The sequence below is a fragment of the Cupriavidus sp. 01L415 genome, assembly GCF_056400065.1.
On the sequence record NZ_JBFTSP010000003.1, the window covers coordinates 266,963 to 280,581 of the forward strand.

Consider the following 13,619-nt stretch of genomic DNA (forward strand, 5'->3'; position numbering starts at 1 on the left):
GCTTCCCAGTGACGAAAACTATCGCCAAGGTATTGCGCCAATCTTCTTCTGATAGCTGGTCCCAATCGACCCGGAGGTGCCTGCGAAATCGAACGGCCAATAACGAGGACTGTTTGTCATTGCTGCCAAACACAGGGGAATCTATTCTCCGGACGAGAACGATCTGAACGAATCAAGCATTCGAGGAACACCCATGAAAGCCCCTGTCACCATTGGCGGCATCATCGCGCCGGACTCTGACCTTGCCCGTAAAGCCGCCATGCTTGCCGAGCAAGTCCATTCGAAGTCGCTCCTCAATCACGTCCACCGGACATGGTGGTTTGCGGAGTTCATCGGCAAAAAGCGGGGGATGAAGTACGATCGCGAGTTGGTTTATCTGGCGTCACTGCTCCACGATCTGGGCCTTACGAAGGATCACGCTGCCGACAAGCGCTTCGAAGTCGATGGCGCCGACGCCGCGAGCAAGTTCCTGCACGCCCACGACTATCCGGAGATGAAAATCGACATCGTCTGGGATGCCATTGCGCTTCATTCGTCCGCTGACATCGCCGATCGCAGGGAGCCGGAAGTCGCGCTCGTCCACTTCGGTGCCCATGTCGACGTCATGGGGCTCAGGATGGACGAAATCTCGCCCCAACTGATCGACGATACGCTCGCGCTCTACCCGCGCCTCGGCTTTAAGAAGGCGTTCACGGAGGCATTGGCCGAGGTCGCCAGGAAGAAGCCGCACACCGCCATCGGAACGGGTCTCGCCGACGTCGGGCGCCGCCTGTTACCTGGTCTAGAGATCCCCAATGTCTGCGACCTTCTGCTCGGGGCCCCCTTCGAAAGCTGAGAGCGCTCCGAGACCATCGGGGTCTCCTCTTCCGCTTCATGCGGATCGTCGTCGATCCGCACGAGGCGATGAGCGTTACTGGACGAATGCCTCGCGATTGGCCTTCACGAAGTCGGCAACAGTCTGAGGCGCCTTCCCGGTAATTTGGCTGATAACGCCATCAGCACCAGAGAAGATTCCGTTCTGATAATCGACAGCCGTAGCAAGGAAATGCTGGATCACGAACTCCGGCAGATCGTATTTCTCGAGATGCTCGCGGTACTCCTCGAGGGTCGAAGGCGCGTAGGTGATCTTTCGGCCGAGGACCTTGCTCAGTTCGTCCGCAATTTCTTCCTGGCTCAGTTCAACAGGACCGTAAAGCGGGTAGGTCTTCCCGATATGACCGGCCGGTTGCGTGAGGATCGTGGCAATCAGGCGCGCCTGATCCTCGGCTGCAATCGGAGCATGACGTCCGGCACCGTACGGTAGTGTGATCTTGCTTTCCTTGGCGATCGGATCCCTCACCCACGGGAACGTCAGCCATTCGGAAAAATATGTCGGGCGAATGTGGACGGTCGGCACGCCCGACCAGTCGAGCACGCGCTCAGCGATCCAATGATCGCGCGCCGCGTGGCTCTCCGAATCGTCGCGGGCGGAGATTTGCGACATTTCAACGACGACTTCGACGCCAGCGCGCCGGGCAGCGTCGGCAAAATACGAGGTAGCCTGGATAAAGCCCGGGCGGACGGGGTAGCACAGGTACGCGCCATTTACACCGTCCATCGCACGGATGATGTCATCGTGCTCCAGAAGATCGCCAACGACGATTTCGGCACCTTCATTGCGAAGCGCTTCGCTGCGGTCATCCTCTTGATGTACGAAGGCCCGGACAGCATGGCCCTTATTGAGAAGCTCGCGAATCGTATGGACGCCAGTCTTGCCGGTGGCGCCAGTGATCAGGTATTTGCGCTGTTGCATCTTGAATCTCCACTGATGGATATACGCATTCGTCGCGAATGCAAAGGATCGCGATGGCCGAACTGGTCATCGCTCTTTCGGCATCGCTTACATCGCGCCGAGGTGTTGCTTGACGTCCTGCAGGACGGCCAATGAAGTGCCAGGATCGCCAATGATTCTTGAAAGTGTGACGGCGCCCACCATGGCGGCTAGCGCAAAGACGGCATCGGATCTGGCTGCCTCTTGCTGCCGGCGGCCAGCACGCTTTGCCAGCACATCGACCAGTTCGTTGAAAGTTTGCGACGCCGCCGCCCGGGTCTGCTCATCGGCGCGCGCCAGCTCACTGCCCAGGGCCGCCAGTGGGCAACCGCCCGCCGCGGTGTCCCGGTGAGCGGCTGAGACGTAAGCCTCAACGATCGCCTTGAAGCCCTCTTTGCCGTCGCTTTGACTCGCCGCAGTTTCAAGCGCACCCACGACATCCCTGGTTGCCTCGGCACATGCTTCGGCGACCAATTGATCTTTGGACTCGAAGTGTCGATAGAAGCCACCTTGTGTCAGTCCCGCTTGGGCCATCACATCGGTGAGTCCTGTGGCGTGGATGCCCTTGAGCCGGAATTCGCGGGCCGCCACCTCGATGATTCGCCGGCGCGTCTCGGCCGCCTCGACCTTGGATTTCCTCATGGCCACTCCATTTAGATGTTGGTCACAATCTAATTTGGATGGTAGTCATCATCTAATTTGAAGTCAAGGACGATCTGCGGCCAGGGGCAAGCGGTGCAGGAATTCCGCAGTAAAGCTAGAGCCGGAGTATTGTTCGAGGCATTTCGTGGCGCCGCCTTGCCGCGGATGACGACAGAATGTCGACCACGATGGACTTCCGTCGCGGACGCTGAAATACAGGCTGGGGGGTTGCCCTGCGGGCGAAGGAAGGTGACCTAGGTATACGGACCTTCGCGAGGACCGGTTTGGGCAACGCCCAGGATGCGCGCCCCACTCAAAGACGAGCGTCGCGCTATGCGAATGCCTTCAGGCCGCGTTGCACGGCAGGCCTACGCTCGATCTCCCCGTACCAACGGGAAAGTTCGGCATGCTCATCCCATTCGATGGCGTCGTGATATGCGCGAGCAATGGTGAATGCCGCGATGTCGGCAACGGAAAACGCCTCGCCTGCCATAAATGGGGAAGACGTCAGGAACCCGCCACTTTCAAGCAGTGCGGATACGGCGAATTCGTTGATGGCCTTTGCGTGGTCGGATGCTCCGATCTGTTGGAGCCTGAATGCACCATGGCTCACCGCAATAACGTCGGTCAAGAAGTAGAAGAACCGCTCGTATGCCCTGGCGCGCGCGACTGGATCGGTTGGAAGCAAAGTCGTCGGAGCGGACTCCGCCGCGAACAGCATGATGGCGTTTGACTGCGCGAGGACAAACTCGGCGCCGGGGCCACGCCGGACGAGGACCGGCACCTTGCCGAAGCGGTTCAAGGAGCGGAGCGCCTGCCCTTGGTGCTCTCCAGCTGCCAGGTTGATGGGTCTCGCGGTGTAAGCAATGCCAGCTTCTTCCAACGCGATGGCGGCTCGAATGCAATTCCCGGTTAGGGCTCCGTACAACTCCAGGGCATTCTGCATGTAGGCCCCCCCTCTCGATACGCGGATTCTCAGCGGCCCTCATGCAACGAGTTCGCGCTCACGGCGATGGAACACGCCGCATTCCAAGCATAGCGCAGGGCAGCACAAACCCAGCCATTCACCGCAGCGCTGGTGAATGGCCGGGTCGACCGGGCAACCCGAAATCGAACCGCGATAAACCGCGGCCTCCAATTCAATGCCCTGCCGCCTCCACTGCACCGATGCCAGTCTCCGAGCGAAGCTCCTGGGCTTCGAAGCCAGCCTTGTCCATGCGCGCCCTGGCCGACTTGTCGGTGATCGAGAAGAACCAGATGCCGAGGAAGCCGACCGTCATCGAGAACAATGCCGGGGACGTGTAGGGGAATGGCGCGGTCTTGTAGTGCAGCACGTCGACCCAGACGGCCTGCGACAGGATGGTAAGAACCACCGCAGACAGCAGCCCCAGGAATCCGCCCACCGTCGCGCCTCGTGTGGTGCAGCCCCTCCACAGCACCGACATGAACAGCACCGGGAAGTTGGCCGATGCCGCCACGGCAAAGGCCAGCGAGACCATGAACGCAATGTTCTGCTTCTCGAAGACAATGCCAAGGATCACCGCGACGATGCCAAGGATGACCGTGGTGATACGCGATACACGCAGTTCATCGCGGCTGGTTGCGTTGCCATGCTTGAATACCGTTGCATAGAGATCGTGCGAAACGGCCGATGCGCCGGCAAGCGTCAGTCCGGCCACGACCGCCAGGATCGTAGCAAACGCCACTGCGGAGATAAAGCCGAGGAAGACGTTTCCGCCAACGGCGCTGGCAAGGTGCACGGCCGCCATGTTGACGCCACCAAGCAGCTTGCCGCTCCCGTCCTGGAAGCTCGCATTTGTTCCTACCAGCACAATGGCGCCAAAGCCGATGATGAAGGTCAGGATATAGAAGTAGCCGATCCATGTGGTCGCCCAGAAGACCGACTTGCGCGCCTCCTTGGCGTTGGGCACGGTGAAGAACCGCATCAGGATGTGCGGCAGGCCAGCCGTGCCGAACATCAGCGCAATGCCAAACGAGATTGCCGAGATGGGATCCTTGATGAAATTGCCCGGACCCATGATCGAATCCTTCTTGGCGTGGACCTCGACGGCTTTCGCAAACAGGGCCTCAGGGCTGAAGTGATACTGTGCCAGCACCATGAAGGCCATGAAGGAAGCACCGCCAAGCAGCAGGCAGGCCTTGATGATCTGAACCCACGTCGTTGCCGTCATCCCGCCGAACAAGACATACACCATCATGAGCGCGCCCACGATGACTACCGCAACCCAGTATTCCAGGCCGAACAGTAACTTGATCAGTTGGCCGGCACCTACCATCTGCGCGATCAGGTAGAACGCCACGACCACCAGCGTGCCCGACGCAGCGAACGCGCGAATCGGCGCCTGCTTGAAGCGATACGCCGCAACGTCGGCGAATGTGAACCGGCCAAGATTGCGCAGCCGCTCCGCCATCAGGAAGGTGATGATCGGCCAGCCGACGAGGAAGCCGATGGAGTAGATCAGGCCGTCATAGCCATTGGCGTAGACCGCGGCCGAAATCCCGAGAAACGATGCCGCTGACATGAAATCTCCGGCGATCGCCAGGCCATTCTGGAAGCCGGTTATGCCTCCGCCGCCCGTATAGAACGCCGCAGCCGATTTTGTCTTCGATGCCGCCCACTTGGTAATGAACAACGTGCCAATGACAAACACGATGAACATGCCGATGGCCGTCCAGTTGGTGGGCTGTCGGACCGCCTGCCCAAGGTCTCCACCCGCTGCCATCGCGGCCAATGGCAGAAGCAGCGCGCCGCAGGCAAGGGTTGCGTGATTGGCTTTCATGCGACCTCCTGCTTGATCTGCTCGGTGAGATCGTCATAGACGCGATTGGCATGACGCACGTAGAACCCGGTGATGGCGACGGTAAAAGCGATCACGAACAGGCCGATTGGCATGCCCCACGTCATCACGCCATCGCCGATCTTCGCGGCAAGGACTTCCTTGTCAAAGGCAATCAGCAGGATGTATCCGAAATAGATGACGAGCATGACGGTGGTCAACGCCCATCCGAGCTTCGTTCGCCTGCGGACAAGCTCCTGATATCGAGGACTTGCTTTCAGTCTTCCGACCAGATCTTCATGCATCTATGTCTCCTGCTATTTACGTCGTTGCGTTACCAGGTGCTGCCACAGCAGCCGTGGACCTGATACCGCACGCCAGCCTGATGCATGGATACGCGCACTGACTCTGAAGCCATCCAGGGTCCACGCGAGATAAGGTAAGGCATGCTCCTTACCCGCTTCTTACATAGGACCTCGGATTGCCGTGGGGTAAACGAGTAGCCGGTGAATCCCGGGTTATGGATGAGGCACGGAATGCTGACTCAGTGAGACATCATGACCGGCCACGGCGCACGCTGCAGTAGCGAGCGCGTGGTGCCGCCCATGACGAGTTCCCGCATTCGCGAATGGCCATAGCAACCGGCCACCAGCATATCCGCCCGCACCGCCTCGGCCGCCGCAAAAATCGCATCCGCAGGGGGCTCGTGGCCACGCGACACGGCATGGTGGCCTGCCACGATGCCGTGCCGCTGCAACCAGGTATGCAGCAACCCGAGGCTCGCACCGTCACCGTGTGCCGTTGACGCGCCGCCGGCAACAACAACCGTGACGTGCCGGGCGTGCGACAGCAGCGGCAGCGCATCGGCCACGGCGCGCGCCGCCTCGCGACCGCCGTCCCACCCAATGACGAGATGCCCGCCGTGCAACGGCGGCGAGAGTTGCGGAACGATGATCACCGGCCGCCCGGTGCCAAGCAGCACCTGCTCCGGCAGGTCCGTGACAAGCGAGGGCACGACACCCGCCGGGGAGCGCTGCGCCATCACCACCAGGTCTGCCGACTTGCCTTGAAGCACGAAGGCCCTGCCCGCCTCCTCCTCGATGACGTCATGCGAAAACGCGATGTCGGCGCCAGCTTCGGCAACCATGTCGCGCATCATGCCGCCGAAGGCAAAGGCCTGGCTGCGCAACCGGTCGCGCTCCAGTTCCGCCAGATGCGTCGCATCATCATTGCCACCGCGTATGGCGCCGAGCCGGATACCCGTCGGGGTGAGCCCGGCGAGGTGCGCGCCGAACCTGGCAGCAAGCGCTGCGGCGGCGCGCAGGCGGTCGCGGCAGCCGGGATCGGCCCCCACTTCAACGAGAATGGTCTTGTAGGTCACGCCGCGTTCCTTTCGTCCACAAAACAGGGGCCAGTGCAAGTGAACTGACCAGCGCCACCATGCGTCAATGCGCCATCAAGACGGGCACTGTCATCGAGGCCAGCAGGGTCCGGGTCACGCCGCCAAGCGCCAGTTCGCGAAACCGGCCATGACCGTAGGCGCCCATGACGATCAGATCAGCGTCGAAGTCCGCCGCGCAAGAAAGCATCCGCTCGCCGATCACCATGTCCGCGCCAGCCGGGCTGTGATGGATGGACACGGTTGCGCCCTGGCGCTCGAGCAATCGGGCCGCATGGCTTACCGGCGCGGCGTCCGCCCTGAGCGCCTGTGCGGCGGTATTCGCGCAGAACAACTTGACCGCGGAACCCGCCAGCAGCGGCAGCGCATCGTGCAGCGCACGCGCGGCTTCGCGCCCGCCGTCCCAGGCCACCAGCGCGCGCTGCCCCACGTGCTGGAACTCGCCCGCGCTTGGCACCACGAGTATCGGACGGCCTGACTCCAACACCAGTGATTCGACAAACTTGGGCGCGACAAAACTGTGAGGGTCGTTGGCATCGAACTGGCCCGCGATCAGAAGGCTCGCTTCCCGCGCCTCGCGCAATACTGCCGTCACGGGATCGCCTTCGACGTTCCGCCATTCCCATTCGATGGACTGGTCCGACATCTCCTGCTCAAAGCGCTGGCGAACCGCGTCGCGGCGGGCCTCCCGCCGTGCATGGTCCTCCTTAAGATACTGGGCGGCCTCCTTCATCAGATACAGCCACGTGGTTTCCGGAGCAAAGCCGGCAAACAGCCCAACCAGGCGGCTGCGGTGCGCGTGCGCCAGTTGCGTGCCAAGCTTGAAACGGTGAAGCGCACGAGCGCTGGTGTCGAGATGCACGAATATGGTGTGGTATGCCATGAGTGTCTCCAAGTGTGGATGCGTGCGCCAGGCGTCAGTGCGACATGAACAACGGCACCGCGCATCTGCGCAGCAGCGTGCGGGTGGTGCCGCCGACGATCAGTTCGCCCAGCCGGGAATGTCCGTATCCGCCGGCGACAAGCAGTGCCGGTTGCACGTCGCTGACGATCCTGAGCAACGCATCATCGGCAGCGGCGCACTCCTCGACGCGAATCGTTGCGTCGATGCCGTGCCGCGCCAGCCAGGGCACCAGGTCGCTCGCGCCCTCGTCGCCCATCCCGCCGTCGGTAACGAGGACAAGGATCGTGACGCGAGAGGCCAGCGCGAGCAGTGGCAAGGCATCGGCAAGCGCACGCGAGGCCTCGCGCCGGCCGTTCCACGCCACGACGGCGTGGCCATCCAGACTCAATGGCGTTTTCAATGGCGTTTGCGGCGGCACCAGCAGCATCGGCCTGCCAGCATGCAGCAGCGCATACTCGGCCGCCTTGGCCATGGGTGCCGGCGCGGTTTCGTCTGCCGACGGCGGCGCGGGAAGCACGATGTCCGCCGCGCGGCCGTGCGTCGTCAGCGCCCAGCCGGCTTCCGCCTCCACCACCACTTGTGCGCTACGCACTCCCGGCGCGGTGCGTTCGAGCACGCTGCGCATGGCGTCTGCATCGCGGGCCGCCAGGCGCTTCAATCCTTCGTCCTGAAGCACGGCGTAGTGACCCGCCTCGGCGCCTGCGCCCGCAAACGGCTGCATCCGGGTGCCCAGCGCGGTCAGCCCCACCACCACGCCGTCCGAGTTGGCGGCCAGCACGGCCGCCGCTGCGATACGTGCGTCGCGGGCCGCATCGTCGCCGAGGTCCACGAGAATCGTCTTGAAATCCATCGCTAATCCTCACAGGGGGAACGGTAAGCAGGACGATTCGCCTTTGCGCGGCGGCCTGATGAATTTCAATCTAGGTCGAAGCGGCATTGGCCGATTGCGGCAAATCAAGGAAACCCTGCCAAAGCGAGCGGGATCCAGGCGCGGCGGAGCCCTGAGCACGATTCATGCGGTGGCTACGAAACACGACGCTCAACCAGAGTGAGAAATCCGCCGCGGGAAATGTGTCCGCCTCGACGGCCACCGCATGGCCTCCGCCGTGGCGCCCACGCGACGCTGGCATTGCACGGCACCCCATCCGTCCATATAATAACGATTCTCATTTAGATTCGAATGCCTGCAACCCGTCGCGGCAACAAGGAACCTCATGATGGCCGCCGACGTTGGTCCCCATCAGGACATTCACGCGCTGTACAACGGCCACCACCGGTGGTTGCTGGGCTGGCTCCATCGCAAGGTCGGCTGCTGGCATCGCTCCGCCGATCTCGCCCATGACACCTTCATGCGGCTGCTGGCCCGCGAGGAATCGCTGTCGATCCTGGAGCCGCGCGCGTTCCTGACCACCGTGGCGCAGCGCGTGCTGGCCAACCAGTGGCGACGCGACAAGCTCGAACAAGCCTACCTGGAAGCGCTGGCGCATCAGTCGCCGGCCCTCGCGCCCTCCGCCGAGGAGCGCGCCATCCTGCTGGAAACCCTGCAAGAGATCGCCAACCTGCTCGACGGCCTGCCTGTCCCGGTCAAGCGAGCTTTCCTGATGGCACAACTCGAGGGCCTGACGCAGCCGGAGATCGCGTCGGCGCTGCGGATCTCGGTGACCACCGTCAAGCGCTACCTGGCGCGCGCGGGCACGCAGTGCTATTTCGCGATGCCGGCAGCATGAACACACCTTCGCCACCGGCGATCGCGCCGGACATTGCCCACGCCGCTGTCGAATGGCTCGTGACGCTCCAGGGCGACGACGTCGACGACGACACGCGGGCGGCATGGCGCCGATGGCTGGCCCGGCATCCCGATCACGCACGCGCCTGGGCCCACATCGAGGCCGTCAATACACGGCTGCGCGGTGTGGCCTCACCGCTGGCGACAGCGGTTGCACGGGCCGCGCTGACGCCGCCACGGTCCGCCGGCCGCCGCCACGCCATTCGCGCGCTGGCCACGTTGTTCGCCGGCGGTGGCGCCGCGTGGATGCTCCGTGACCACGCGCCGCTGCAGGACTGGCTGGCCGATGCCCACACCGGCGTCGGCGAACGGCGCGACCTCACGCTGGCCGACGGCACGCAGGTCCGGCTCAACACCGACACCGCCATCGACATCCACCTGACCGCGACCGAGCGACGCATCACGCTCCGGCGCGGCGAGATCTTTATCGTCACGGCCAGGGACCGCGCCACCGTGCCACGCCCATTCGTGGTGGCGACGCGCGACGGCACCTTGCAGCCGCTGGGCACCCGTTTTGCCGTACGCCAGATGGACGAGGCCGGCTGGATCAGCGTCCTGGAAGGCGCCGTCGCCGTGCGGCCGCGCGCGAACGCGGGCTTCACGCGCGTGGTGGCCGCCGGCCAGCAACTGCGGTTCACGGCGAACGACATCGATGCGCCGCGTCCGCTGGCCGACGCCGATACCGCGTGGATCGACGGCATGCTGGTGGCGGCCGACATGCGACTTGCGGACTTTCTTGCCGAAGTCGACCGCTACCGGCCCGGCCACCTGCGTTGCGACCCGGCCGTGGCAGCGCTGCGCGTTTCCGGCACCTTCCCGCTGGCCGATACCGACCGCATCCTCGACGCCCTGCGCACCGCCCTGCCCGTGCGCATCCATTTCGTGACCCGTTTCTGGACCACCGTCCTGCCTGCATGATTTTTTTCTCCCCGGGTGGTCTGTTTTGGATTCTCGCGTGACATAGGAGATGAGCCTCTCTTCTCCGAACCTCTCGTTGTCGAATCCGTCATGCCGTCACAGTCCCAGGCGCCCGCGCGCCACCGCAGCCGCTTTATCCTCAAGCACACCGTCCTCCTGACCTGCCTGCAAGGCGCCGGCCTGCTGCCGGGCGCCAACTTCGCCCAGACTGCCGCCGCCCAGTCCGCCACCCAGTCCGCCACCCAGTCCGCCACCCAGACCGCTGGCCCGGTCCGCGCCTACGACATTCCCGCCGGGCCGCTGCAGGCCACGCTGAACCGCTTTGGCCGCGAGGCCGGCATCCTGCTGGCCTTCACGCCCGAGCAGACCGCGAACCGCCAGAGCGCAGGGCTGCGCGGCCAATACAGCGTATCCGCCGGGTTGGCAGCCATCCTGCATGGCTCCGAACTGGCTGCCGCACCGCAGGCAGACGGCAGCTTCATCCTGATACGCCAGCGCACAACGCAAGCCGAAGCACCACCGGCACCCGGCGATGGCGTGGCGGCTTTGCCGCCCGTCACCGTGAGCGCCACGGCGGAGAGCTACCGCCCGCCACCGGTCACCAACGTGCTGCGCTCGGACCTGCCGCTGCTGGACACCCCGCAGGCCGTCAATATCGTCCCTGCCCAGGCATTGCGCGACCAGCGGCCGCGCAATCTCGACGACGCCGTGAACAACATCAGCGGCATTACCCAGGGCAACACGCTGGCGGGCACGCAGGACACGCTGATGAAGCGCGGCTTCGGCGGCAACCGCGATGGCTCGATCATGCACAACGGCATGCCGCTGATGCAGGGCCGCGGCATGAACGCGGCAGCAGACAGCGTGGAAGTGCTCAAGGGGCCGGCGTCCCTGCTCTACGGCATCATGGACCCGGGCGGCGTGATCAACATCGTCAGCAAGCGGCCATCGCTCCAGCAGTACAACGCCATCTCGGTGCTTGGCACGACCTACGGCCACGGCAAGAACGGCGCGGGCGGCACGATCGACACCACCGGGCCGATCGGCACATCGGGCCTGGCGTACCGGCTGGTCGCGGACTACGTGGACGAGCAGTACTGGCGCAACTTCGGCGTGCACCGCGAGACGCTGGTGGCGCCATCGCTGGCCTGGTACGGGCGCGATACGCAGGTCGTGCTGTCGTACGAGTACCGCAAGTTCCTCTATCCGTTCGACCGTGGCACCGCGCTGGACCCGCGCACCAACGAACCTCTGCCGATTCCCAGCCGGCGCCGGCTCGATGAGCCATTCAACGAGATGGGCGGCGAATCCCACCTGGCCCAGCTAGCCGTGGACCACCAGTTCAACGCGGACTGGAAGGGGCACTTCGGCTACAGCTACAACCGCGAGGTCTACGACGCGGGCCAGTTGCGCGTGACGGGCGTGAACACCACCACCGGCGTGCTCACGCGCAGCAACGACGCCACGCACGGATCGCTCTCCACGGACAGCTATGGCGTGGCCTACGTCGACGGCAACTTCCAGGTGGCCGGCATGCGCAACAACCTGCAGATCGGCACGGACAGCGAATACCGGCGCTTCTATCGCGCCGACCTGCTGCGGCAGGCCACGACCAGCCGCTTCAATTACCAGAATCCGGTCTATGGCCTGGAATCTCCGTCGAGCACCGTCTCCGCCAGCGACAGCGACCAGACCGACGCCCTGCACAGCACCTCGGTGTTCCTGCAGGACAGCCTCTACCTGACCGACAAGTGGATCCTGGTGGGCGGCGCGCGCTACATGACCTGGAGCCAGGTGGCGGGCCGGGGTCGGCCCTTCACGGCCAACACCGACATCTCCGGCAACAAGTGGCTGCCGCGTGCGGGCGTCGTCTACAAGTGGACGCCGGCGGTCTCGGTCTACGCCAGCTATACGGAGTCCCTGAAGCCCACGTCGACGATTGCACCGCTGGCCTCCGGCGTGGTGATCGACTCGTCGGTGGCACCGGAAGAAGCGAAGTCCTGGGAACTGGGCACCAAGGTCGACTTTGCCGGCGGCCTGACCGGCACGCTGGCGCTGTTCAATATCGAGAAGAAGAACGTGCTGGTGTCCCAGTACAACGATGTGACCAAGCTCACGGACTGGCGCACGTCCGGCCGCGCGCGGTCGCGCGGCGTCGAGCTCGACGTGGCCGGACAGATCGGCAATCACTGGAACGTCATCGCCAGCTACGCCTACATCGACGCCAAGACCACCGAAGACCCGCTCTACGCCGGCAACCGTCTCTGGAACGTGGCGCAGCACACGGCGTCGCTGTTCGCCACGTACGACTTCGGCCAGATCTTCGGCGGCGACCGCTTCCGGCTGGGTGGCGGCGCGCACTACGTCGGCAACCGTCCGGGCGACTCGGCCAACAGCTTTACGTTGCCCGCCTATACGGTGTTCGATGCGTTTGCCACCTACGAGACGCGCGTTGGCGCGCAGAAGGTGCGCTTCCAGCTCAATGTGAAGAACCTGTTCAACCGCGTGTACTACCCGTCCAGCGCCAATCGCTACTTTGTCGCCGTGGGCGACGCGCGGCAGGTGTCGTTGCTGACCACGTTCGAATTCTGAGGATCTGCCATGTCGATGCTCCAACGCCGCCGCGCGCTGCTGGCCGGCGCCCTATTCGCTGGCACCGGACTCTGGTCCGCCGCAGCGTCCGCCACCCCCGCCACCCCCGCCGCCTCGGCCTCTTCCGTCCGCGAGACCGGTTCGCGCGGCACCGTTGCGCTCGTGATCCAGGCCGGCGGACCGAACGCACCGACAGACCAGAAGATCAGGGAACATCTGGAATCACGCGGGTTCCTCGTCAACGTGCTGAACCAGGATGTGCCGGCATCGCGCGTCGGCAACGCCCGGTTGGTCATCCTGTCATCGACCATCGCCGCCAAGTCGGCCGGCGAGGGCTGGCGCCAGTTGGCCGTACCGCTGCTGACATGGGAAAACGATCTGCTCGACGACCTGGCGATGACGGGCAAGCGTCACGACGTGGACTATGGCGAAGCCCCGCGAGAGCGCTACCTGTGGCTGGTCAACGCACCGCACCCGGTGTCGGCCGGCATGCCGACAGGTGCGGCCAATGTCTATCAGAAGCAGGCCGCGATGAGCTGGGGCAAGCCCGGCCTGGGCGCGAGCATCATCGCCACGCTATATGGCCAGCCAGAAAAGGCGGCGATCTTCGTCTATGAGAAGGGCGCGACGATGGACTACGAGTCGCTGGCGCCCGCGCGGCGCGTGATGTTCTGCCTGGCCAACGACACCTTCACGAACCTGTCGGCGCCAGGCCTGCGCCTCTTCGACGCGGCCGTGGACTGGGCCATCGCCGGTCACTGAGGCACCGA

At 64.1% G+C, this 13,619-nt stretch carries 13 protein-coding genes; 5 read left to right on the plus strand and 8 right to left on the minus strand.

Annotation, left to right across the window (positions count from 1 at the left end):
• Positions 1-193 precede the first annotated feature (193 nt).
• Entirely contained in the window at positions 194-835 is a 642-nt protein-coding gene (locus AC1DOX_RS08925) for an HD domain-containing protein (protein ID WP_441616479.1), read from the plus strand.
• Positions 836-910: 75 nt separating this feature from the next.
• Here AC1DOX_RS08925 and AC1DOX_RS08930 read toward each other — a convergent pair whose 3' ends face one another.
• From AC1DOX_RS08930 to AC1DOX_RS08965, 8 genes are all read right to left on the minus strand, one after another.
• Positions 911-1,792 carry an NmrA family NAD(P)-binding protein gene (locus AC1DOX_RS08930; protein ID WP_441616477.1) on the minus strand — a complete coding sequence of 294 codons (882 nt, stop codon included), beginning with the start codon at positions 1,790-1,792 and terminating at the stop codon, positions 911-913.
• An 87-nt stretch (positions 1,793-1,879) separates the two neighbouring features.
• Complete coding sequence (locus AC1DOX_RS08935) at positions 1,880-2,452, minus strand: TetR/AcrR family transcriptional regulator (RefSeq protein ID WP_441616475.1); 573 nt, start codon at positions 2,450-2,452, stop codon at positions 1,880-1,882.
• A 331-nt stretch (positions 2,453-2,783) separates the two neighbouring features.
• A complete protein-coding gene (locus tag AC1DOX_RS08940; RefSeq protein WP_441616473.1) occupies positions 2,784-3,398 on the minus strand; it encodes a glutathione S-transferase family protein in 615 nt (204 codons plus the stop codon).
• Between the two features lie 193 nt (positions 3,399-3,591).
• Positions 3,592-5,253, minus strand: coding sequence for a cation acetate symporter (locus AC1DOX_RS08945; protein WP_477101258.1), 1,662 nt, complete (start codon positions 5,251-5,253; stop codon positions 3,592-3,594).
• Positions 5,250-5,555: a DUF485 domain-containing protein gene (locus tag AC1DOX_RS08950; RefSeq protein ID WP_441616469.1), complete on the minus strand. Its 306-nt coding sequence runs from the start codon at positions 5,553-5,555 to the stop codon at positions 5,250-5,252. The genes AC1DOX_RS08945 and AC1DOX_RS08950 overlap by 4 nt, the downstream gene beginning before the upstream one ends.
• A 239-nt stretch (positions 5,556-5,794) precedes the next feature.
• Complete coding sequence (locus AC1DOX_RS08955; RefSeq protein ID WP_477101257.1) at positions 5,795-6,631, minus strand: universal stress protein; 837 nt, start codon at positions 6,629-6,631, stop codon at positions 5,795-5,797.
• Positions 6,632-6,695: 64 nt separating this feature from the next.
• A complete protein-coding gene (locus tag AC1DOX_RS08960) occupies positions 6,696-7,532 on the minus strand; it encodes a universal stress protein (protein WP_441616465.1) in 837 nt (278 codons plus the stop codon).
• Positions 7,533-7,566: 34 nt separating this feature from the next.
• Positions 7,567-8,403, minus strand: coding sequence for a universal stress protein (locus tag AC1DOX_RS08965; protein ID WP_441616463.1), 837 nt, complete (start codon positions 8,401-8,403; stop codon positions 7,567-7,569).
• Between the two features lie 367 nt (positions 8,404-8,770).
• Between AC1DOX_RS08965 and AC1DOX_RS08970 the strand changes: the two genes are divergently transcribed.
• The 4 genes from AC1DOX_RS08970 to AC1DOX_RS08985 all read left to right on the plus strand — a co-directional run bounded on the left by AC1DOX_RS08970 (position 8,771) and on the right by AC1DOX_RS08985 (position 13,611).
• Complete coding sequence (locus AC1DOX_RS08970) at positions 8,771-9,280, plus strand: sigma-70 family RNA polymerase sigma factor (RefSeq protein WP_441616895.1); 510 nt, start codon at positions 8,771-8,773, stop codon at positions 9,278-9,280.
• Positions 9,277-10,257 (plus strand): FecR domain-containing protein, encoded by a 981-nt coding sequence (locus AC1DOX_RS08975; RefSeq protein ID WP_441616461.1) that lies wholly within the window; start codon positions 9,277-9,279, stop codon positions 10,255-10,257. The genes AC1DOX_RS08970 and AC1DOX_RS08975 overlap by 4 nt, the downstream gene beginning before the upstream one ends.
• A 90-nt stretch (positions 10,258-10,347) precedes the next feature.
• Positions 10,348-12,849 carry a TonB-dependent siderophore receptor gene (locus AC1DOX_RS08980; protein WP_441616459.1) on the plus strand — a complete coding sequence of 834 codons (2,502 nt, stop codon included), beginning with the start codon at positions 10,348-10,350 and terminating at the stop codon, positions 12,847-12,849.
• Positions 12,850-12,858: 9 nt separating this feature from the next.
• On the plus strand, positions 12,859-13,611 hold the full coding sequence (locus AC1DOX_RS08985; protein WP_441616457.1) for a hypothetical protein: 753 nt from the start codon (positions 12,859-12,861) through the stop codon (positions 13,609-13,611).
• Positions 13,612-13,619 lie beyond the last annotated feature (8 nt).